At 63.9% G+C, this 21,794-nt stretch carries 22 protein-coding genes, 1 tRNA gene and 1 pseudogene; 14 read left to right on the forward strand and 10 right to left on the reverse strand.

Going from position 1 to position 21,794, the window contains the following annotated elements:
• Window positions 1-15 precede the first annotated feature (15 nt).
• On the forward strand, window positions 16-642 hold the full coding sequence (locus tag NCR37_RS00100; protein ID WP_250470965.1) for a LysE family translocator: 627 nt from the start codon (window positions 16-18) through the stop codon (window positions 640-642).
• Window positions 639-1,109 (forward strand): SgcJ/EcaC family oxidoreductase, encoded by a 471-nt coding sequence (locus NCR37_RS00105; RefSeq protein ID WP_250470966.1) that lies wholly within the window; start codon window positions 639-641, stop codon window positions 1,107-1,109. Before NCR37_RS00100 ends, NCR37_RS00105 begins: the two co-directional genes overlap by 4 nt.
• Window positions 1,110-1,114: 5 nt before the next feature.
• Here the strand turns inward: NCR37_RS00105 and mnmE are convergent, their stop codons facing one another.
• Complete coding sequence (mnmE, locus tag NCR37_RS00110; protein WP_250470967.1) at window positions 1,115-2,503, reverse strand: tRNA uridine-5-carboxymethylaminomethyl(34) synthesis GTPase MnmE; 1,389 nt, start codon at window positions 2,501-2,503, stop codon at window positions 1,115-1,117.
• Between the two features lie 300 nt (window positions 2,504-2,803).
• Between mnmE and NCR37_RS00115 the strand changes: the two genes are divergently transcribed.
• A complete protein-coding gene (locus tag NCR37_RS00115) occupies window positions 2,804-3,220 on the forward strand; it encodes a transcriptional regulator (protein ID WP_250470968.1) in 417 nt (138 codons plus the stop codon).
• A 191-nt stretch (window positions 3,221-3,411) separates the two neighbouring features.
• Window positions 3,412-3,837 (forward strand): hypothetical protein, encoded by a 426-nt coding sequence (locus NCR37_RS00120; protein ID WP_250470969.1) that lies wholly within the window; start codon window positions 3,412-3,414, stop codon window positions 3,835-3,837.
• Window positions 3,838-3,925: 88 nt separating this feature from the next.
• On the opposite strand, the gene yidC is transcribed toward NCR37_RS00120, so the two are convergent.
• From yidC to rpmH, 4 genes and pseudogenes are all read right to left on the reverse strand, one after another.
• A complete protein-coding gene (gene yidC / locus NCR37_RS00125; protein WP_250470970.1) occupies window positions 3,926-5,593 on the reverse strand; it encodes a membrane protein insertase YidC in 1,668 nt (555 codons plus the stop codon).
• A gap of 92 nt (window positions 5,594-5,685) precedes the next feature.
• Window positions 5,686-5,931 (reverse strand): annotated as a pseudogene (yidD, locus tag NCR37_RS00130) (membrane protein insertion efficiency factor YidD); the annotation flags it as partial.
• Window positions 5,932-5,988: 57 nt separating this feature from the next.
• Window positions 5,989-6,465: a ribonuclease P protein component gene (gene rnpA, locus NCR37_RS00135; protein WP_250471082.1), complete on the reverse strand. Its 477-nt coding sequence runs from the start codon at window positions 6,463-6,465 to the stop codon at window positions 5,989-5,991.
• 91 nt (window positions 6,466-6,556) lie between these two features.
• Window positions 6,557-6,691, reverse strand: a complete 135-nt coding sequence (gene rpmH, locus NCR37_RS00140) for a 50S ribosomal protein L34 (RefSeq protein WP_004198824.1) — start codon at window positions 6,689-6,691, stop codon at window positions 6,557-6,559.
• Window positions 6,692-7,116: 425 nt separating this feature from the next.
• Here rpmH and dnaA point away from each other — a divergent pair, with 425 nt between their 5' ends.
• From dnaA to dbpA, 6 genes are all read left to right on the forward strand, one after another.
• Complete coding sequence (dnaA, locus tag NCR37_RS00145) at window positions 7,117-8,685, forward strand: chromosomal replication initiator protein DnaA (RefSeq protein ID WP_250470972.1); 1,569 nt, start codon at window positions 7,117-7,119, stop codon at window positions 8,683-8,685.
• Window positions 8,686-8,960: 275 nt separating this feature from the next.
• Entirely contained in the window at window positions 8,961-10,064 is a 1,104-nt protein-coding gene (dnaN, locus tag NCR37_RS00150; RefSeq protein WP_244847616.1) for a DNA polymerase III subunit beta, read from the forward strand.
• 134 nt (window positions 10,065-10,198) lie between these two features.
• Window positions 10,199-12,670, forward strand: coding sequence for a DNA topoisomerase (ATP-hydrolyzing) subunit B (gyrB, locus tag NCR37_RS00155; protein WP_250470973.1), 2,472 nt, complete (start codon window positions 10,199-10,201; stop codon window positions 12,668-12,670).
• A gap of 44 nt (window positions 12,671-12,714) precedes the next feature.
• Entirely contained in the window at window positions 12,715-13,611 is an 897-nt protein-coding gene (locus NCR37_RS00160) for a phosphorothioated DNA-binding restriction endonuclease (protein WP_250470974.1), read from the forward strand.
• Between the two features lie 100 nt (window positions 13,612-13,711).
• Window positions 13,712-13,906, forward strand: a complete 195-nt coding sequence (locus NCR37_RS00165) for a hypothetical protein (RefSeq protein WP_244847619.1) — start codon at window positions 13,712-13,714, stop codon at window positions 13,904-13,906.
• A gap of 4 nt (window positions 13,907-13,910) precedes the next feature.
• Window positions 13,911-15,293, forward strand: a complete 1,383-nt coding sequence (gene dbpA / locus NCR37_RS00170; protein ID WP_250470975.1) for an ATP-dependent RNA helicase DbpA — start codon at window positions 13,911-13,913, stop codon at window positions 15,291-15,293.
• 519 nt (window positions 15,294-15,812) lie between these two features.
• On the opposite strand, the gene NCR37_RS00175 is transcribed toward dbpA, so the two are convergent.
• Window positions 15,813-17,174 (reverse strand): MFS transporter, encoded by a 1,362-nt coding sequence (locus tag NCR37_RS00175; RefSeq protein WP_250471083.1) that lies wholly within the window; start codon window positions 17,172-17,174, stop codon window positions 15,813-15,815.
• Window positions 17,175-17,341: 167 nt separating this feature from the next.
• Between NCR37_RS00175 and NCR37_RS00180 the strand changes: the two genes are divergently transcribed.
• Entirely contained in the window at window positions 17,342-17,728 is a 387-nt protein-coding gene (locus NCR37_RS00180; RefSeq protein WP_250470976.1) for a DUF488 domain-containing protein, read from the forward strand.
• 39 nt (window positions 17,729-17,767) lie between these two features.
• Here the strand turns inward: NCR37_RS00180 and NCR37_RS00185 are convergent, their stop codons facing one another.
• The 4 genes from NCR37_RS00185 to NCR37_RS00200 form a co-directional block, all read right to left on the reverse strand.
• A complete protein-coding gene (locus NCR37_RS00185; RefSeq protein ID WP_250470977.1) occupies window positions 17,768-18,445 on the reverse strand; it encodes a DUF799 domain-containing protein in 678 nt (225 codons plus the stop codon).
• Between the two features lie 9 nt (window positions 18,446-18,454).
• Window positions 18,455-18,820 carry a DUF4810 domain-containing protein gene (locus NCR37_RS00190; RefSeq protein ID WP_250470978.1) on the reverse strand — a complete coding sequence of 122 codons (366 nt, stop codon included), beginning with the start codon at window positions 18,818-18,820 and terminating at the stop codon, window positions 18,455-18,457.
• 30 nt (window positions 18,821-18,850) lie between these two features.
• Window positions 18,851-19,528 (reverse strand): CsgG/HfaB family protein, encoded by a 678-nt coding sequence (locus NCR37_RS00195; protein WP_250470979.1) that lies wholly within the window; start codon window positions 19,526-19,528, stop codon window positions 18,851-18,853.
• Window positions 19,529-19,766: 238 nt separating this feature from the next.
• Window positions 19,767-19,842, reverse strand: a tRNA-Lys gene (locus NCR37_RS00200).
• A 169-nt stretch (window positions 19,843-20,011) separates the two neighbouring features.
• On the opposite strand from NCR37_RS00200, the gene NCR37_RS00205 reads away from it, so the two are divergent.
• Genes NCR37_RS00205 through NCR37_RS00215 form a run of 3 tightly spaced genes read left to right on the forward strand, consistent with a single transcriptional unit; the run spans window position 20,012 to window position 21,794 of the window.
• Entirely contained in the window at window positions 20,012-20,425 is a 414-nt protein-coding gene (locus tag NCR37_RS00205; protein WP_250470980.1) for a PaaI family thioesterase, read from the forward strand.
• Between the two features lie 3 nt (window positions 20,426-20,428).
• Complete coding sequence (locus tag NCR37_RS00210) at window positions 20,429-21,298, forward strand: patatin-like phospholipase family protein (protein ID WP_250470981.1); 870 nt, start codon at window positions 20,429-20,431, stop codon at window positions 21,296-21,298.
• Window positions 21,299-21,317: 19 nt separating this feature from the next.
• Window positions 21,318-21,794, forward strand: a complete 477-nt coding sequence (locus NCR37_RS00215; RefSeq protein WP_250470982.1) for an OsmC family protein — start codon at window positions 21,318-21,320, stop codon at window positions 21,792-21,794.

Below are 21,794 nucleotides of genomic sequence, written 5' to 3' on the forward strand. Positions count from 1 at the left end.
CAAGGAGAACTCGGAATGACGCTCGCTCAATGGCTGCCGTTCGCAATCGCTTCGGCGATCCTGGTGGCGATTCCCGGGCCGACAGTCCTGCTCGTCGTCTCGTACGCGCTCGGCCACGGCCGCAAATACGCGCTTGCCACGACGGTTGGCGTCGCGCTCGGCGACCTCACCGCGATGACTGCTTCCATGCTCGGTCTGGGCGTGGTGCTCGCGGCATCGGCGGAGCTTTTCATGGCCGTGAAATGGATCGGCGCGGCTTATCTGTTCTATCTCGGCGTAAAGCTGTGGCGCGCGCCCTTCGTCGATACCGACGCGGTCAAGCCGGCTGGCGAACTGCGCACGAGCCGGATCATGGCGCACGCCTACGCAGTCACTACGCTCAATCCCAAAAGCATCATTTTCTTTGTCGCCTTCGTGCCGCAGTTCGTAGATCCGCACGCGGCGTCCGTCTCGCAGATCGCCATTCTGGAAGCTACGTTCGTGGGCATCGCGGCGGCGAACGCGTTCGCTTATGCGCTGCTCGCATCGGGAGCGCGCCGCGCGATCCGCAAGACTTCGGTGCAGCGCGCCGTGAACCGCACCGGCGGTGCGTTGCTGATGGGCGCGGGCGTGTTCGCCGCGGCTTGGAAGAGGGCGGCATGAACGGCATCGACGACTGGACCGCCAGCGCGCGGCGCGTGTATTTCGCGCTGCTCGACGACTGGAATCGGCAGGACGCCGCCTCCATGGCCGGGCGCTTTGCCGAGCGAGGCAGCCTCGTCGGCTTCGACGGCAGCGTCATCGACGGTCGGGCCTGCATCCAGGCGCATTTGACGCCGATCTTCGCGGCGCATCCGACGCCGCTTTTCGTCGCAAAAGTGCGCGAGGTCAGGCGCATGGCGGCCGGGCAGACGTTGTTGCTGCGGGCGGTGGCCGGCATGTGGCCGCGCGGACAGGACGCGCTCGATCCGCGCTTCAATGCCGTGCAGACGCTCGTGCTTTCCCTTTGTGACGGAGCGTACGCGATCGAGATGTTCCAGAACACGCCGGCGGCATTTCACGGACGGCCCGAGGAAGCCGAAAAGCTCACGGCCGAATTGCGTGAGTTGGGGCCTCCGCGCTCGGCTTGACGGCTTTACTTCCCGATGCAGAACCGGCTGAAGATAACGCCGAGCAGATCGTCGGAAGTGAATTCGCCGGTGATCGCGTTCAGGCTGTCCTGCGCCAGCCGCAATTCTTCGGCGAAGAGGTCGAGCACCTGCGATTGTTGGCTCGCGTGGTCGGCGGCGAGCGCAAGATGCTCGCGTGCTTCGCGCAGCGCAATGAGGTGCCGTTCGCGCGCGAGGTACACGCTTTCGGCGCCCGCCTGCCAACCGGCGATTTTCAGCAATTGCTCGCGCAGCAGCGCTATGCCGTCGCCCGTCTTGGCGGACAGGTTGACTTCGCGCGCTTGGTCGTCGCCTTCGCGCACGGCGGCCGGCGCGCCCGCGAGATCTGTCTTATTCAGCACGCGAACGACCGGCACGCCCTGCGGAAAGCGGGCAGCAATCGACTCGTCGTCGGAGGTCATCCCGGTGCGAGCGTCGAGCAAGTGGAGCACGACGTCCGCGCGCTCGATCTCGCCCCACGTGCGCTCGATGCCGATGCGCTCCACTTCGTCTTCGGTCTCGCGCAAGCCGGCGGTGTCGATAATATGCAGCGGGATGCCCTCGACCTGAATCGTCTGCGCAACCTTGTCGCGCGTGGTGCCCGCAATCGGCGTGACGATCGCCAGTTCCGCTCCGGCGAGCGCATTCAACAGCGACGATTTGCCGACGTTCGGCTGGCCCGCCAGCACCACCGACATACCCTCGCGCAGGAGCGCGCCTTGCCGGGCATCCGCGAGCACGCGATCCAGCCGTTCGCGGATACGCGCGAGCTTGCCGCGCGCGTCGGCGGCTTCGAGAAAGTCGATCTCTTCTTCGGGGAAATCGAGCGTCGCCTCGACCAGCATGCGCAGCGTAATGACGTCCTCGACGAGCGCGTGAATCTCGCGCGAGAACGCGCCTTCCAACGAGCGGCCGGCTGAACGCGCGGCGGCTTCCGTGCTCGCTTCGATCAGGTCGGCGACGGCTTCGGCCTGCGCGAGATCCAGCTTGTCGTTGAGAAACGCGCGGCGCGTGAACTCGCCGGGCTCCGCGAGCCGCAGGCCGAAGTCGCGTCCGGCCTCGATCGCCCGTTGCAGCACGAGTTGCAGCACGATCGGCCCGCCGTGGCCCTGCAACTCCAGAACGTGCTCGCCCGTGTACGAATGCGGTGCGGGAAAGTACAGCGCGATGCCGCGGTCGAGTGCCTCGCCGTTGCCGTCGATGAACGGCACATAGCTCGCGTGGCGCGGCGTGAGCGGCTGGCCGCACAGCGCCTGCATCGCGTGCTGCGCGGCCGCCTCGCCCGCCCGCCCGAATGACAGCCGCACGACGCCGATTCCGCCGCGCCCCGGCGCGGTGGCGATAGCGACGATGGGATCGGTGTCGTTGGTCAGCATGGCGGCGGTCGGAGGGGTGCGTCGGGAGGAGCCGGCATTGTATCGCGCGTTCATTGATCCGATTCGCTAGGACAATTCTTGCATTATCTTAAACAAGATACGATTTCGGATCGCGCTGTGCAGCAGCGTATTGACTGGCGCACCGACCGATGCGCCCGCACGCACGGTCAGACAGGATTTGCATGGCTGACATCAGGCAAGCATCGAGTCGCTTATACAGGATAAAGACCGTCTGTAACACGTGATATCTAGCGCAGGTGGTTGACGTATAGGCAGCGATTGCCTTGCACAATTGAACGCATGCCAACACAGCAAGAGAAGGCCGATTTCTCAGAACGGCTCAAATTTTCCATGGCCCGCGCCCCCGAGAGGATGCGGGGCGCGACCGATCTCGCGAACAAGTTCAATCTGCGCTACCAGGGCGAGCCGGTGTCTCCGCAAACCGCGCACAAGTGGCTCACCGGGCGCTCCATTCCCACGAGCGACAAGCTCCAGACACTCGCTGAATGGCTAAAGGTGGATCTCCACTGGCTGCATTACGGCCCGCCGCCGAGCGGCGGGGCGCAGACGGCGCCAAAGCCGCTTCCCCGCGACGAAAAGTACCCGGCGTCCGAGGTCACGCTGGAACTTGCGTCGAAGATCGAGGCGCTGTCGCCGCATCATCGGTATTTGCTGGAGGAACTTATCGACCAGTTTTATGGGGCGATGAAGCGCTAGAAGGCCACGAGCCATCATTTTTCACCAATTTTTTCGCTCGTGTGGTTGCGATTCCGAGCTTGAATTATCCTGCCTGAGACGCCCGCCGGATAAGGCCGAGCGGGTTGTCTCTTCTCGCGCCGCAACCTTGGTTGAGGAAACCGCAATCCAGGCGTTGCGACGCAAACGGCAAAATCTTTGAAACTTGCTGCATGAAAAATTTTCTAGATTCGGCCAAATTCGGGGAGCAATTGCGGCGTGCGCTCGAGGCCAAACGAGACGAGATCGAGACGCTGCCGCGGTTCAAGGAGAAGCGGTTCAGGACGGATAGCGGCGCCGATTTCTTACTTTTTTGGAATCACCGTTATCCGCATTCCACCATGGCGGAAAACACGGCACGAAACTGGGTTCTGGGGAGGCGCTTCCCACTCAAAAGCAACTGGCCCCTGCTAACTCATCTCGTAGGAAAAACGGAAGCATGGCTGCGCGGCTGGGAAGACGATGAAGCAGCTTCTCGCTCGTCCGTCGAAGCTGCGGAAGTGTTGCCGCCGTACGCCGAAGAAGATAAACCGCGAAGAAGACGTGAATTAATCGACGAGATCGGCGACAAGTTGCAGCAACTGAGGTCGCTAGAGTGAATTCACTTTTGCCCAAGCTGTAAGCGCGGCTCAAAAAAAACGCCCGGCAAAGCCGGGCGTCTTCACATCCAAAACAGCAGTCAGGAACTCAAGCCACCTTCTTCTTACGCTGTCCCATCATCCGCGTGATGTAGTACTGCTGCGCGATCGACAGCACGTTGTTCACCACGTAATACAGCACGAGACCAGCCGGGAAGAAGAAGAACATGACCGAGAACGCGATCGGCATGAACATCATCATCTTGGCTTGAACGGGGTCCGGCGGCGTCGGGTTCAGCTTCGTCTGAAGGAACATGGACACGGCCATCAGCACCGGCAGGATGAAATACGGGTCCTGCTGCGACAGATCGTGAATCCAGCCGATCCACGGCGCGCCGCGCATTTCCACCGACGACAGCAGCACCCAGTACAGCGAGATGAACACCGGAATCTGAATCACCACCGGCAGGCAGCCGCCGAACGGATTCACCTTCTCGGTCTTGTACAGCTCCATCAGCTGCGCGTTCATCTTCTGCGGATCGCTCTTGAAGCGTTCGCGAATTTGCTGCATGCGCGGCGTGATTTCCTTCATGCGCGCCATCGACTTATAGCTCGCCGCCGACAGCGGGAAGAACACGGCCTTGATGAGCAGCGTCAGCAGCACGATCGCCCAGCCCCAGTTGCCGACAAAACCGTGAATCTTCTCGAGCAGCCAGAAAAGCGGCTTGGCGATGATCGTCACCATGCCGTAGTCCTTCACCAGCTCCAGACCCGGCGCGATGCCTTCCAGCATGCGCTCTTCTTCCGGCCCGGCGAAAAGACGCGCATCGACGGTCACGCTTTGTCCCGGCGCGATGGTCTGCACCGGCTGCTGCACGCCGACGCGGTACAGGCTCGGGTCGATCTTCTGGACATAGATATCGCGCTGCGCGCCTTCCTTCGGAATCCACGCGGACGCGAAGTAGTGCTGCACCATCGCGACCCAGCCGTTGTTCGCGGACGGCTCGAACGTGGCCTTGTTTTTGTCGATGTCGCTGAAATCGATCTTCTGGAAGTGCTTCTGATCGGTATAGACAGCCGGCCCGATGAACGTGTGCGAGAAGCGCGGCGTCTCCACCGGCGTGTTGTCGCGCACGAGTTCCATGTAGAGCTTCGGCGTGACCGGCGCATTGCCGACGTTCTCGATCTTCGTATCGACGTTGATCACGTAGCTGCCGCGCGTGAACGTGTACGTCTTCACGACCTTCACGCCGCCCTTCACCGGCGATTCGAACGCGAGCGTCAGCGTCTTCGCGTCGCCCGACAGCGACGTCTGGCCCGGCACCGCCGTGAAGACGTCGTTGTGATTCGGGAAGTCGCCGCCGAGCAGGCCGGTGCGCGCGAGATACGTGTGGTTCGCGGTGTGATCGAAGAGCGTGATGTAGAGGTCGGGCTGCTTGCCGTCGCCTTCCTTCAGCAGCGAGAGCTTCGAGAGCGTGCCGCCGCGCGTGTCGATCTCACCGGAATACACGTCCGTCGTGAACTTGACGAGCTGCGAAGCCGCCGTGGCGGGCGGCGTCGAGGTGCCCGGCGCGGCGCCGGCCGGCGCGTTCGTCAGTTCGGAAGGCTGCGCGCCCGGGGTGGCCGAGCCCGGTGCCGGGTTGCTGGCGGTCTTGGCCGGCTGCGTCGCGCTCGGGAAGAACATCGACGGGCGCCCATGGTCGCGCTGCCAGTTGTCGAACAGCATGACAACTGACACGAAGAAGATGACCCATAGGACGGTGCGTTTGATATCCATGCGTTGTCTCAGTGTCGATCGGTAAGCGCATTTGCGCCGTTTAGTGGTGAATGCTTTTCTTGGGCGGAACCTGCAGCCGGGCTATCCGCCTGCGTGGAAGCGGATGAAGAACCGGGAGCACGGGACGGTGTCGGCACGAGATCGACGCCGCCCGCCGAAAAGGGATGGCAGCGGCAGAGCCGTTTTGCGGCGAGATACGTGCCATGCGCGGCGCCATGATACTGGATTGCCTCGCGCGCGTAGTCGGAACAGGAAGGGTAAAAGCGGCACCGGTTGCCGAGCAGGGGGCTGATCGCAACCTTGTAGAAGCGCAACAACGCGATGAGTGCCGTTTGCATAAGCTTCGCGCTGCGCGCCCGGCTTGCGGTGAGAGGCAAACCGACGCGGCCCGCGCTTCATGACCCGGAAGGGCCGGATGATTCGTCGACGGCGGGCGCCGAAGGCGGCGCCGCCACGGGTTCGGCCACGCGGCGCGCTGCTTCGCGCACGGCACGGTCGAAGAGTGCTTCCAGTTCGCCGCGGCACAACGCACCGAGCGGCGGCGAACTGGCGCTCGGCATCGCCTTGCGGTCGATTTTCGCGTGCAGCCGCACGAGGATGTCGAATCCGCGCAGCTCTTCGCGACGCAGCCGGAACGCTTCGCGCGCAAGCCGCTTGATCAGATTGCGCGTGACGGCGCGCGGCGCCTGCTTTTTACCGATGACGAGCCCGAGCCGCGCTTCGTTGCCCGTGGGCTTTCCGTACAGAACGAAGTGCGGCGAACGCCGCCAGGGGCGCAAACGAAAAACGGATGAGAACTCATCCGTTTTCAGCAGCCTTGCGGCCTTGGGGAACGCGGCCGACGCCGGCAACTCGACGATGTCCTGTTTCAAGACTTCTGTGCGGCGCTCGGCAAGCGGCTCGCCACCTTCCGATGCGTCCGTCTCCGAACGCGACGCGGCTGCGAGCAGCACCGTGCCTGTCTTAGATAGCCAGGCGCTTGCGGCCCTTCGCGCGGCGAGCGTTGATGACCTTGCGGCCGCCGGCGGTCTTCATGCGAACGCGGAAGCCATGGGTGCGCTTGCGGCGCGTCACGGAAGGTTGGTAAGTACGTTTCATGGTGCTCTCACTTGAGTTGATTGACCGCGCGGGCTTGGCTCCAGTGTGGTCACTGCAAGCACGATGGCCGGAGGTTCAGGAATTCTGTTTTCGCGGAACCCGCTATTTAAACCGTTTTCCTATTGACCGTCAATAGTTTAGCGCCCATCGACGGTCCAGCCCGCGTCTTTCGCCCTCTTTCGGCGCGGTGATGTGACCCTGTGGATAACTCGCGCGCCGCGAGGGTTTGGCGTTAGAATCTCGCCTTACTCCCAAATATCCGCCCGCTGCTTCGGCCCGCCGTTCGCCCGCAAACCCTTGCGGCGTAAGCCTCCGGAGCATGCCTGCTTGGCCGTGCCGGGACTTGCCGACCCATCCGACGAAATCGGACGCGTTCGGCAAGCATGGCCGCAGGTGGCGCGCAGCAACCATAACGACCGCACTCGATGAACGATTTCTGGGAACACTGTTCCGCACTGCTGGAGCGCGAGCTCACGCCTCAGCAGTACGTCACGTGGATCAAGCCGCTGACCCCGGTCGACTTCGATGCCGACGCGAGCACGCTGCGCATCGCCGCGCCGAACCGCTTCAAGCTCGACTGGGTGAAAAGCCAGTTCTCCGGACGCATCGCGGACGTGGCGCGCGAGTTCTTCAGCGCGCCCATCGACGTGCAGTTCGTTCTCGATCCGAAAGCGACCGCCCGCAGCGCTGTCGGCGGCGCGCCGAACGCCGCGCCGCGCGTGAGCGTCACGCCGCCGCGTCCGCCCGCGCCGGCGGCTGCGCCCGCCGCGCCCTCGGTAGTGGCGCACGCGAACGCGACGGCGCACGTCAACGCGCTCGCTGCCGAAGCGGCGCAGCAGGCGCAGTCCACGCAAGATGAACAGGTCGACCTCGATCTTCCGAGCCTCGACGCCAACGAGGCCGCTGCTGGCCGGCGCACGTGGCGGCCGGGCGGGGCGCCGTCGGCGGGCGGTGAAACCGATTCCGCCTACGAACGTTCGAAGCTCAATCCGGTGCTCACGTTCGACAACTTCGTGACCGGTAAGGCGAACCAGCTTGCTCGCGCGGCGGCCATTCAGGTGGCGGACAACCCGGGCATCTCGTACAACCCGCTCTTTCTGTATGGCGGCGTCGGCCTCGGCAAGACGCACCTGATCCACGCCATCGGCAATCAACTGCTGATGGACAAGGCCGGCGCGCGCATCCGCTACATCCATGCGGAACAGTACGTGTCCGACGTGGTGAAGGCGTACCAGCGCAAGGCGTTCGACGACTTCAAGCGTTATTACCACTCGCTCGACCTGCTGCTAATCGACGATATTCAATTCTTCTCCGGCAAGTCGCGCACGCAGGAAGAATTCTTCTATGCGTTCGAGGCGCTCGTCGCCAACAAGGCCCAGGTCATCATCACGAGCGATACCTATCCGAAGGAAATCTCCGGCATCGACGATCGCCTGATCTCGCGCTTCGACTCCGGTTTGACGGTCGCCATCGAGCCGCCGGAACTGGAGATGCGCGTCGCCATTCTGATGCGCAAGGCGATTTCCGAAGGCGTGAGCCTGTCGGAAGACGTGGCGTTTTTCGTCGCGAAGCATCTGCGCTCGAACGTGCGCGAACTGGAAGGCGCGCTGCGCAAGATTCTCGCGTACTCGAAGTTCCACGGCCGCGACATCACCATCGAGCTGACCAAAGAGGCGCTCAAAGACCTGCTGACGGTGCAGAACCGGCAAATCTCGGTCGAGAACATCCAGAAGACGGTCGCGGATTTCTACAACATCAAGGTCGCCGACATGTACTCGAAAAAGCGGCCGGCCAATATCGCGCGTCCGCGTCAGATCGCCATGTATCTGGCGAAGGAACTGACGCAGAAAAGCCTGCCCGAGATCGGCGAGCTGTTCGGCGGCCGCGATCACACGACCGTGCTGCACGCGGTGCGCAAGATCGCCGCCGAGCGCGGCAACGACGCGCAGCTGAACCACGAACTGCACGTGCTGGAACAGACGCTGAAGGGCTGACGAGAGCCGCCGGGCGGCGCGCGGCGGCAGGCGTCGATTGTTGCGCGTGCAAGCCTGTTTATTGGCGGAAACGCCCCCAATTTCTAGGGAGCCGTGCTGTTTTCAGGCACAATACAGGTTTGCCGTCCGCTGGCCTGGACGGTTCTGAAGCGCAAGCTTTCGCGAGTGACCGGCGGGGGGCCGGCAACGCGTGTTACGAGGTTGTCCGGCGGGCGAACGGTGGCGCTACGGTGGCGAACCGCCCGGACAGGCCGTCACATCAATGAAGGAACTCTATGCAACTGGTCAAGACCGAACGAGATAATCTTCTAAGGCCGCTGCAAACCGTGAGCGGTATCGTAGAACGCCGCCATACGTTGCCTATCCTCGCCAATCTGCTCATCACCAAGAACGGCGCGGACGTGTCGTTCCTTTCGACGGACCTCGAACTTCAGATCACCACGCGCGCCGACTTCGGCGTCGGCGGCGATCAGGTCGCCACCACCGTCGCCGCGCGCAAGCTGCTCGACATTCTGCGCGCCATGCCCGCCGGCGAAGTCGCGCTCGACCTCTCCGACAAGCGCCTCACCGTGCGCTCGGGCAAGAGCCGCTTCAACCTGCAGACGCTCGCCGCGGACGAGTTCCCCACGGTCAACCAGGCTACTGACTTCGGCGCGAGCCTGTCGGTTCCCCAAAAGACGTTCCGCCAGCTGCTCGGCATGGTGTATTTCGCGATGGCCCAGCAGGACATTCGCTACTACCTGAACGGCATGCTGCTGGTGGTGGACGGCGATCAGCTGATGGCAGTAGCCACCGACGGTCACCGCCTCGCGTTCTCGTCCATGAAGATCGAAGGCGCGTTCCCGCGTCAGGAAGTGATCATTCCGCGCAAGACCATTCTGGAATTGCAGCGTCTGCTGGAAGACATCGACGACACGCTGAAAATCGACATCGCTGCGACGCAGGTGAAGTTCACGTTCGGTCAGGTGGAACTGGTGTCGAAGCTGGTCGAAGGCAAGTTCCCCGACTTCCAGCGCGTGATTCCGAAGTCGCACAAAAACACGTTCGAGATCGGCCGCGAAGAATTGCAGCGTTCCCTTCAGCGCGCGGCCATTCTCACGTCCGACAAGTTCAAGGGCGTGCGCTGCCTCGTCGAACCGGGCCAGCTCAAGATCATGTCCACGAACGCGGACCAGGAAGAAGCGCAGGAAGAACTCGAAATCGCGTATCAGGGCGATACCGTCGATATCGGATTCAACGTCACGTATCTGCTCGACGTGCTCGCGAATCTGAAGGTCGACACGCTCCAGGTGGCGCTCGGCGACGCGAATTCCAGCGCGCTGATCACCATTCCGGAGAACGAGGAATTCAAATACGTGGTGATGCCGATGCGCATCTGACGCGTACGACACCGACCACACTCCAAGGGGCGACGCGCCCCTTTGGCGTTTTTAAGGTGTTTTGAAAAGTTCGAGCATTTACGAGCAGTTATCGAAGCAGTGTCGAAGCAGTGACGCAGAACCGGAAGAAATCCATGACTGAAAACACACATTCGCAACCCGACAACAGCTACGGCGCATCCTCCATTCAGATCCTCGAAGGGCTGGAGGCGGTGCGCAAGCGTCCGGGCATGTATATCGGCGATACGTCGGATGGCACCGGTCTGCATCACCTCGTGTTCGAAGTGCTGGACAACTCCATCGACGAGGCGCTGGCCGGCTACTGCGACGACATCCACGTGACGATTCACGCGGACAACTCCATCTCCGTGACGGACAACGGCCGCGGCGTGCCCACGGGCCTGAAGCGCGACGACAAGCACGATCCGAAGCGCAGCGCCGCCGAAATCGTGATGACCGAGCTGCACGCGGGCGGCAAGTTCGACCAGAACAGCTACAAGGTGTCGGGCGGCCTGCACGGCGTGGGCGTCTCGTGCGTGAACGCGCTGTCCGAATGGCTGCGCCTCACCGTGCGCCGCGACGGCAAGAAGCACTTCATGGAATTCGCGCGCGGCGTGGTGCAGAACCGCGAGATCGTCGAGGAAGACGGCGTGCAGTATTCGCCGATGCCCGTCGTTGGCGACACGGAAAAGCGCGGCACAGAAGTCCACTTCCTCGCGGATGCGACCATCTTCGGCAATGTCGAATTCCACTACGACATTCTCGCCAAGCGCATGCGCGAGCTGTCCTTCCTGAACAACGGCGTGCGCATCCGCCTGACGGACCTGCGCACCGGCAAGGAAGACGACTTCGCATTCGCGGGCGGCGTGAAGGGCTTTGTCGAATACATCAACAAGCAGAAGCAGGTGCTGCATCCGACCGTCTTCCACGCGACCGGCGAGCGCGAGAATGTGACCGTCGAAGTGGCCATGCAGTGGAACGACAGCTTCAATGAAAGCGTGCTCTGCTTCACGAACAACATTCCGCAGCGCGACGGCGGCACGCACTTGACCGGCCTGCGCGCCGCGATGACGCGCGTCATCAACAAGTACATCACGGACAACGACATCGCGAAGAAGGCGAAGGTGGAAACCACCGGCGACGACATGCGCGAGGGTTTGTCGTGCGTGCTCTCCGTGAAGGTGCCGGAGCCAAAGTTCAGTTCGCAGACGAAGGACAAGCTGGTGTCGTCGGAAGTGCGCGCGCCGGTCGAGGAGGTCGTCGCGAAGGCGCTCGAAGACTACCTGCAGGAAACGCCGAATGACGCGAAGATCATCACGGGCAAGATCGTCGATGCCGCGCGTGCGCGCGACGCGGCCCGCAAGGCGCGCGAGATGACGCGCCGCAAGGGCGTGCTCGATGGCATTGGCCTGCCGGGCAAGCTCGCGGACTGCCAGGAGAAGGACCCGGCGAAGTCGGAGATTTATATTGTCGAGGGCGACTCGGCGGGCGGGTCGGCCAAGCAAGGACGCGACCGCAAATTCCAGGCGATTCTCCCGCTGCGCGGCAAGGTGCTGAACGTGGAGAAGGCGCGCTTCGACAAGCTGATCTCGTCGGAGCAGATCGTGACGCTCGTGACGGCGCTCGGCTGCGGCATCGGCAAGGACGATTACAACCTCGACAAGCTGCGCTATCACCGCATCATCATCATGACGGATGCGGACGTGGACGGCGCGCACATTCGCACGCTCTTGCTGACGTTCTTCTACCGGCAGATGCCGGAGATCGTCGAGCGCGGGTATATCTACATCGCGCAGCCGCCGCTGTACAAGATCAAGGCGGGCAAGGACGAACGGTACATGAAGGACGCGCACGAGCTCAACCAGCACATGCTGAAGCTCGCGCTACAGGGTTCCGAACTGATTCCGAGCGAAGGCGCAGACCCGATTTCGGGCGATGCGCTCGGCGAACTGGCGCGTGCGTATTTGCTGGCGCAGGCGGTGGTGGATCGCATCAGCCGCATTTACGACGCGGCCGCGCTGGAAGCCGTGATGGATGGAGTCGTGATCGATCTGTCGACGGAGGAAGCGGCGGCTGCATCGGGGAAGGCGCTCGAAGCGCGGCTGCGTGCCGATCCGCTGAAACCGGAAGTGACGGTGGAGCCGGCCTACGATCAGGTGCGCGAAGTGCGCTCGCTGCATATCAAGCGGCGTCATCACGGCAACGTGAAGGTTTCCGTGTTCGACGAAGACCTGCAATTGACCGCTGACTACAAGCAACTGGTTTCGACGGCGGATACGTTCAAGGGCTTGATCGGTGAAGGCGCGCTGATCAAGCGCGGCGAGCGGTCGATGGCCGTGTCGGACTTCAAGAGCGCAATGAAGTGGCTGATCGCGGACGCGGAACGCAACGTGTCGAAGCAACGCTATAAGGGGCTCGGGGAGATGAATCCCGAGCAGCTTTGGGAAACGACGATGGACCCGAACGTGCGGCGTCTGCTGCGCGTGCAGATCGAAGACGCGATTGCGGCCGATGGCATCTTTACGACGCTGATGGGCGATGACGTCGAGCCGCGTCGGGCGTTTATCGAGAGCAATGCGTTGCGGGCGGGGAATATTGATGTTTGAGGGGAGCGGGGCAAACCCCGTCGCCCGCATTTGAATCAAGCAGCATGCAGCGCCGTCACCCGCCCGACATCCTTCAACGCTTCGAGGCGTTGAAGGTGTGGCAACGCGGTGACGAGCGCGCGCCTCATAAGCCATTACTGATATTGCTCGCGCTCGGCTTGTACCGCCGCGGAGTCCGCGAGGTGCCGTTCAATCAGTACGAAAGCAAGCTGAACGAACTCTTGCGCGAGTTCGGCCCTTGGCGGCGCACGCTGTATCCGGAGATGCCGTTTCTTCGCCTGCAGAGCGACGACGTCTGGCGGGTCGCCGCGCGCCGCTCGGGCGCTCTGCTCGCGTCCAACGCGGCGTTGACCAAGACGCAGCTGCGCACCGTCGACGCCACCGGCCGGTTCTCCGATGACGTCCTACGCACCTTCGACAGCGACCCGCAAGCCATTAGCGACGTCGCGCGTGGATTGCTCGACGCGCATTTCCCGGACAGCATGCACGAGGACATTCTCGCCGCAGTCGGCCTCGCGCTTGACGCGCCGCTGACAGCCAAAACGCGCCGCAGTCCAGACTTTCGCAACGACGTGCTCAGGGCGTACCAATACCGCTGCGCCCTGTGCAACTTCGACATGCGCATCAGCAACCGCACGATCGGCCTCGAAGCCGCGCACATCAAATGGTTCCAATTCGAGGGACCGGATGTCGTCGAGAACGGTATCGCGCTCTGCTGCCTGCATCACAAGCTCTTCGACATCGGCGCCTTCACGCTCGGCGACGAGCGGCGCGTGCTGGTCTCCGAAGAAGCGCACGGCACCGACCAATTCGACCACATCTTGCTACGGCATCACGGCAACCGACTGAACGCGCCCGTCAGAGCGGAACATCACCCGTCGAGCCGGTTCGTCGCCTGGCATCGCACCCAAGTCTTCCGCGGACAACCGCGCCCCCTCTAATCCCCGAAGCCCCGCGCCAACCCGCGTACACTTCGGCTTCGAGCCAATCCATCGCGCGCGGGCGCACCCCGCGCGGATCGCAATCAAGAGAACTTCCCCCATGTTCACCTGCCGAAACCAATCCTGCCAAGCAGAATGGCAGCCCTCGGACGTCGTCATCAAAAACGAAGGCCAAGGTTTGCTGTTCCGCTGCCCGATGTGCGGCGCGCGTAACTACGTGACGCGCCACGAGTCGCCGGAGGGCGCCGTCTCCTACGAACAAGTCAGCGACATCCCGCCGCGAGGCTCGCATTAACGCCATGACCACCGACACTTCCTTCGCGAACCTGCCGCTTTCCCCGGCGATGCAGGCGAACCTGCAACAACTCGGCTACGCGTCGATGACGCCGATTCAGGCCGCCAGCCTGCCGCATGCGCTCGCGGGGCACGACCTCATCGCGCAGGCGAAAACCGGCAGCGGCAAGACCGCGGCCTTCACGCTGCCGCTGCTCGCGCGGCTCGACGCGAAGCAATTCGCCGTGCAGGCGCTCGTGCTCTGTCCGACGCGCGAGCTCGCCGATCAGGTCACGCAGGAAATCCGCCGCCTCGCGCGCGCGGAAGAAAACGTGAAGGTGCTGACGCTGTGCGGCGGAACGCCCATGCGTCCGCAGATCGCGAGTCTCGAGCACGGCGCGCATATCGTCGTGGGAACGCCGGGGCGCATCATGGATCATCTGCAGCGCGAAACGCTTTCGCTCGCCGCGGTCCGCACGCTCGTCCTCGACGAAGCTGACCGCATGCTCGACATGGGCTTCTTCGACGACATCGCGTCCGTCGCGCGGCAGTGCCCGAAGGACCGGCAGACGCTGCTCTTTTCTGCGACGTATCCCGAAGGCATCGCGAAGCTGAGCCAGCAGTTCCTGCGCAATCCGCGGGAGATCAAGCTCACCGAGCAGCACAGCAATGCCAAGATCAAGCAGCGGTTCTATCAGGTGGAAGACCACGAGCGGCTGCACGCCGTCGGGCTGTTGCTGGATCACTATCGTCCGGTGAGCACGCTCGCGTTCTGCAACACCAAGCAGCAATGCCGCGACTTGCTCGACGTGCTGCGCGCGCAAGGCTTCGAGGCGCTCACGCTGCATGGCGAGCTCGAACAGCGCGAACGCGATCAGGTGCTCGTGCAGTTCGCCAATCGCAGTTGCTCTGTGCTCGTCGCGACCGATGTGGCGGCGCGCGGGCTCGACATCGCGCAACTGGAAGCGGTCATCAACGTCGACGTGACGCCGGACCCGGAAGTGCATGTGCATCGCATCGGCCGCACGGGGCGCGCGGGCGAGGAGGGCTGGGCGCTGTCGCTCGCAAGCATGGACGAAATGGGACGCGTGGGCGCCATTGAAGAAGCGCAGCGCGCGGAAGTGGAGTGGCATCCGCTGTCGGAACTGACGTCGGCCGAGCCCGGGCATCTGAAGCCGCCGATGGCCACGTTGCAGATTCTCGGCGGACGCAAGGACAAGATCCGCCCGGGCGACGTGCTCGGCGCGCTCACCGGCGATGCGGGTTTCGACGGCGCGCAGATCGGCAAGATCAACGTGATGGATATGGTGACTTACGTGGCGGTAGAACGCGGCATTGCCGATGACGCCATCCGCAGGCTCGGCGCCGGGAAGCTGAAGGGGCGCAAGGTGAAGGTGCGGCGGATCTGAGCGGCGGCATTTAGTTCGCTTCTGCGTCACGCGGGCCGCCGCGGGTTCGGTGTTGGACGTTGCAGGCGGCAAATCCGGGCCGCTTCGATTCATGCCCGCGCCGTGTCAGTCGACGCCGCACTGGGCTCGCGCGTCGCCACAGCGGCGACTTTGGGTCCCTTGGATTTCGTCGCGTGCTGCGGGTGGCCGAACCGGACGCCTTCGATTGGGTCCGGCGTGTCGTCGGATACACCGCCGTTCCCGCGTTGAAGCGGCGAGTCCGGCGCGTCGGATTCACGCTCGCCCCAATGCCGACAACGCCGCGCCAGCGTCGCGCGTCGCCCGTAACCTGCGGCAAGTAACGCCTTCGATGCGGTCAAGCGGCAACTGCCGCCGCGCAGAATCGGCTGGTCCCAACGGCATGTTTCAGCGCACGTACGCGACCCCGCGACGCCACGCTTCCGCTGGGCAACACGAGCTTCTCGGTGCGCCCGCTTTAGCCAACGCCTTGCCGAAAAGGTGCGTCCCAATCACCGCGACTCACTCCCGCGCCATCCCCGCCGCCGAGCCGGCATCACGCGTCGCCAGCCGCAACCCGCTCGCGACGCTCGCCGCTCCTGCAAAGCCCGCGCCCAGCGAAAGCGCGAGCGCCGGACCGTGCTTTCCCGCGATGCCGAAACACAGCGCCACGAGCGCCGCGCCCGTCGCCTGCCCGACGAGCCGCGCGGTCGCGACCACGCCGCTCGCGCCGCCGCTTCGTTCGCGCGGCGCGCTGGCCATGAACGCCTTCAGATTCGGCGACTGAAAGAAGCCGAACCCCGCGCCGCAAACTGACATGCGGATGCAAATATCCAGCGCGTGCGGATTCGCGGGCAGCGCCGCGAGCGACACCATGCCGGCGCACAGCATGGCGAGGCCGATGCCGCCGAGCAGACCCGGCGGGTAGCGGTCGGACAAGCGCCCCGCGATGGGCGCCATCAACGCGACGAGCACCGACCACGGCGTCATCAGAAAGCCGGTTTCCACCTGCGTGCGGCCGAGCACCGTCTCGAAGTAAAACGGCAGCGACACGAACGCGAGTCCTTGCGCGGCGAACGAGCAGACGGCGGTCATCGTGGACAGCGCGAACATCGGGCGTCGAAAGAGATCGACGGGCAGCATCGGCGCGGGATGCCCGCGCTCGCGCCGAAGCATCAGCGCGCCCGCGACGAGCGCAACGGCCAGCGCCGCGAGCACCGTGTGCGACGGCGCGCGCTGCGCCGCTTCGCCGAGCGCGAAGATAAGCGACGCGAACGTGACGACGTTGAGCGCCGCCGCCACGCGATCGAAGCCGTGCGCGCTGCGCCTCGTTTGCGGCAGCGCGGGCCACGCAATGAAAAGGGCGAGCACGCCGACCGGCAGATTCACCGCGAAGAGCCACGGCCACGTCCCGAGCGACAGCACGATGGACGCCACTGTCGGCCCGACCGCGAACGCAATGCCGACGATCAGCGCGTTCAGACCGACGCCGCGCCCGAGCCGGTGCAGCGGAAACAGCGCGCTGATCAGCGCCGTATTGACGCTCATGATCGCGCTCGCGCCGAGCCCTTGCAGCAGCCGCGCGGCGACGAGCGTCGGCAGCGACCACGAGAACGCGCATATCGCGGATGCGATCGTGAACACGACGAGCCCGCCCAGATAAACGCGCCGGTGCCCGACGATGCCGCCGAGCGCCGCGAACGGCAGCAGCGTAGCGACCATCGCGAGCTGGTACGCGTTGATGATCCAGACGGACGCGGCCGGCGTCGATCCGAGGTCGGCGGCGATGGCGGGCAGCGCGGTATTGGCGATGGCGGTATCGAGCGTGGCGAGCGCGACGGCCAGCAAAATGGCGGCCATGCCGCGCCGCTCGCGGGAGGTCATCGCCGCATCGGGGTCGCGGGGTGCGGATTGGGCGGGATCGGCGGGCACGTCGTGTTCCGGATGTAAGCGGAAGAAGAATAATCCAACACGATACGGGAACGCGACGGATCGCGCTCGAACGCGTCGACGGCGGTTATGCTGTGACGACCAAAACAGGGAGACGGAGCATGGCCATTCGAATCGTGCGGCTCGGCTCACCGCGCAGCGAAAACGAAGGCTTGCGCATCGGCACCGTTCGCCGGCCGCCGCGCGGCGTGCCGAAAGCCGAGTTCGCGAGCCGCAACTTCTATGACGTGTGGTACCCGAACCTGGCGCCATCGGCGGAACGGGTGGCCGAGGCGCTGAGCGCGCAGACGGAGAAGGAGTGGAGCGCCTTCGTGAGGAAATACAAAGCGGAGATGGCGACGCCGGAGGCGAGCAGGTCGCTCGACCTGCTCGCGGCGCTCTCGCATACGACCAATCTGTCGGTCGGGTGCTACTGCGAGAATGAGGCGCGGTGTCACCGGTCGGTGCTGCGAGAGCTTTTGCTCAAGCGCGGCGCGGAGGTGGCATAGGCGCGATAGACGCCTGTGGGAGCGTCTATCGCGAATGCTTCAGTCGGTGCCGAATTTCGGCGAGCGAGGGCCGTAGAGCAGGCCTGTCTTGTCGCCCGTCGCGAGCAGGCGCTGGCTCGTCAGACCCGCAACGTCGAACGATTTATCCGTCAGCGAGTGCGTGACCTGTTTGGCGATGCCGCCAACCACCATGCCGATCAGGCTGCCGTTGCCCGCGCCGACGTTGTAGCCGACCTCGTTGCCGTTGGCCGTGGCGGAGCCTTTCCACAGTTCGTCGCCCGAGCGGAGATCGACGAGCTTCGCGTTCGCCGACACGACCGTCTTGCTGTCGACGACGACGAACTTCGTGCCGTAGCTCGTGACCGTCGTGTACAGCGCGGCGTCCGCGCCGAAGATTTCGCGGAGCTTCGCGGGCGCGACGTTCTGGATATCGGTGGGCGTGGTGAGGCCGTTGTGCTTGAACGTTTCGTCCATCTCGGCCACCGGCACGACGTAGTAGCCGGCTTCGGCGAGCGGCATCGTCATTTGCGCCAACATGCCGTGCGTCGCGCCGATGTCCGACGTGTCGTTGATGGGCGGCAGCACGAGAATCGAATGCGGCTTGCTATTGCGGAACGCGGTGTAGTCCGTCTGATTCGGCGCGCGCGAGGCGCAGGCGCTCAGCATCAGCAGAGCGGAGAGCATCGCGAGGAACTTGCGAGAGAAAGTCATGGTCATGGCCGGCGCTTATTTGAGATGGCTCAACAAAAAGTCCATATAAACGGACGACTCGGGAAAGGATTGCTTCTCGGCATTCAGTTCCTGCCGGGCGGAATCGACCTGTCCGACGCTTGCGTACAGCGTACCGAGATGCGCATGGAATCCCGGCGGCAACGCATTGCCCTTCGCGAGAATCTGCTGCCGCGCTTTTTCCAGTGCATCGATCTGCTCGGCCGGGCTCTTCTGGCCTTTGAAGTATTCGTACACCTGGGGCTGATAGCCGTCCCATTGATAGAGCGGCGGCGTGCCTTGGGTGGCGCAACCGGCGAGCAGCGCGCACGCTGCCGCGACCGGCAGCGCGAGGCCGGTCAAGAACTGCTTCTTGTAATACATGGTGAGACCTGCTGATGAGTGATGATGCTGTTACTTCGCGGCTTGCAACGCGCCCGCGTCGACCTTTTCCACGAGGTGGTTGACGGCTTCCTGAATCGCCAGATCGAGCACTTTGCCGTTGAGCGTCGAGTCGTAGCTGGCGGTGCCGCCGAAGCCGATGACTTCGCGATTCGACAGGCTGTATTCGCCCGCGCCCTGGCTGGATGCGACGACTTCGGAGGTCGTGGCATCGACGATGTTGAGGCTGACCTTCGCGTACGCCACTTGCGTCTTGCCGCTTCCGAGCACGCCGAAGAGTTCGCGATCGCCGACGTCCTTGCGGCCGAACTCCGTGACATCGCCGGTGATGACGTAGCTCGCGCCCTTGAGCGCCTGGTTCTTGTTGGCGAACGCGGCTTCCTGCTTCAGTTCGTTCAGGTTGTCGCGCTCGAGGACAGTGAAGCGGCCGCTCTGCTGCAGCGTCGTGAGCAGAATGGTCTTCGCCTGACTGCCGACGCGATCGACGCCGTCCGAGAACACGCCGCGCATATAGCTGGAGCGGTTGTCGAACTTGCCGACGGATACGGCGACCGGCTTGCCGGCGTAGTGCGTGCGGGCGCTGCTGACTTCGGGTACCGGCAGTGAGCGCGATGCTTCGGTCGCGCATCCGCACAAGACGGCGGCGACGGACGCAGCGACGAGCGCTGTGCGGGCTTTCGGGACTTTCATGGTTTTGCCTCCGGGAATGCGCCGTCGTTCCCGCGTGTCTGTCTGACTGCGACAGAATGGGCGGACGGCGGAAATGGGAGGCGAATTGTTAAGCCATTCGGGGAGCGGGTTTTTCGGAGCGGTCCGAAAGTTCGAAGGGCTTGTCGTGCGGGCGAGGCTGTGCCAGCGCTGCGCGCGAAAAGGAATGCGCAAAAGAAAAAGGCCGGTCCGCTTTCGCTAGACCGGCCTTGAGAATTCTTGGTGGGGCGTGAGTGACTCGAACACTCGACCTACGGATTAAGAGTCCGCTGCTCTACCAACTGAGCTAACGCCCCAACAGAAGCGAAATTATAGCGGCAGAATTTCGAAAAGCGCAAGCCCTCCGCATGAAAATTCGACGCCGCAACGACGCACGCGCCGAACAGCGCGCGCCACAACAGCCGTTATCATGACGCATCGCCGAACCATCGTTCGATTCGTCAACTCATTACGGAACAGGAAGACATGGACGAAGCCGCCATCCGCGCGTTGCTGGACCGCATCCTCGCGCCGTGGGTCCGCGAGCTGTCGCTCGCGCCCGAGGCCATCGGGACCGACTCCGTCACGCTGCGTCTGCCGTACTCGGACCATCTGCGTCACGCGGGCGGCGTCATCTGCGGTCAGGTGTTCATGGCCGCCGCGGATACCGCGATGGTCGTCGCCATATCGCACGTCATGGGCGGTTTCTCGCCGATGACCACTGTCTCCCTCAACACCACGTTCATGCGCCCGGTCAAGTCCGGCGACGTGCTCGTCACGGCGCGCGTGATGCGGCGCGGGCGCAATCTCGTCTTCGGCGAAATCGACATGCACGACGACCAGGACGAACTCGCCGCCCACGCCACGACCACCTACGCGCTCATCAACAAAGACCAGTAAGCAATGTTCGATCAAGTCGTATTCGCGGGCGGCGGCAACCGCTGCTGGTGGCAAGCCGGATTCTGGAACGTCGTGCAGCCGGAGCTGGACCTCCGGCCGCGGATCATCGCGGGCATTTCGGCGGGCGCGGCCACCGCCTGCATGCTCTACACGAACGATGCGCGCTGGGTCATGCGCTATTACGCGGACGTCCTGCGCGGCAACACGAAGAACGCCTACTGGGGCAATCTTCTGCGGCGCCAGTCCGTGTTTCCGCATTACCGCATCTACCGGCAGGCGCTACTTGATATCTTCGCGGATCGCTTCGGCGAACTGGCATCGGCACCGGAAATTCGCATCGGCGTGTCGCATCTGCCGCGCTGGCTCGGCGCGCGCAGCGCCGTCGCGGCGGGCCTGATCGCCTATAACATCGAAAAATACGTGCGCAAGGCGCTGCATCCAACGCTCGGTCAGGCGCTCGGCTTCCATCCCGAGTTCGTGACGGCGCAGGAATGCGCGACGATCGAAGACCTGGCCGACCTCGTTCTGCAATCGTCGAGCACGCCGCCGTTCACGCCGATCCTGCGTCGCAACGGGCGTCCGGTGCTCGACGGCGGCATGGTCGACAACGTGCCTGTTTCCGCGCTCGACGCGTCGCCGGGCACGGTGCTCGTGATGGTCACGCGGCTGTATCCGCGCGAGCGCATGTTCGTCGTGCCGCACGGCGAGCAGCGGCGTCTTTACGTGCAGCCCTCGCGCAAGGTGCCGATTTCGAGCTGGGACTATACGAGCCCGTCGCAGATGGAGCATGCTTACGACCTGGGTCGCGCGGACGGCGAAGACTTTCTGGAACGCCTGCCGCGTCTTCTGGACACCGCGTCGCATATCGCCTGAGTCTGAGTGGAGGCATGCCGTGTCGAAGCTGCATCGCTATCAACTGACCGTCGCGTGGACCGGCGATCTCGGCTCCGGCACGTCCGCCTACGACGCGTACTCGCGCGATCACCTCGTGCGCGTCGCCACCAAGCCCGCAATCGAGGCATCGAGCGATCCGGCGTTCCGCGGCGACGCCGCCCGTCACAATCCGGAGGAGTTGTTCGTGGCGTCGCTCTCGTCGTGCCACATGCTCTGGTATCTGCACCTTTGCGCGACGAACAAGGTCGTCGTCACCGGCTATGTCGATGACGCCATCGGCACGATGCAGGAAGAGCGGGGCGGAAGCGGGCGCTTCGTCGATGTGCTGCTGCGCCCGAAGGTGACCATCGGCGCGGGCGGCGACGCGGCGCTCGCCGCGCGGCTGCATGAAGACGCGCACCGGTACTGTTTCATCGCGAACTCGGTGAATTTCCCGGTGCGCTGCGAGCCGGCTATCGACGTGTCGACGCTCTGA

Origin of the sequence: Caballeronia sp. GAFFF1, assembly GCF_023630705.1 — a bacterium.
Lineage (GTDB): Bacteria > Pseudomonadota > Gammaproteobacteria > Burkholderiales > Burkholderiaceae > Caballeronia.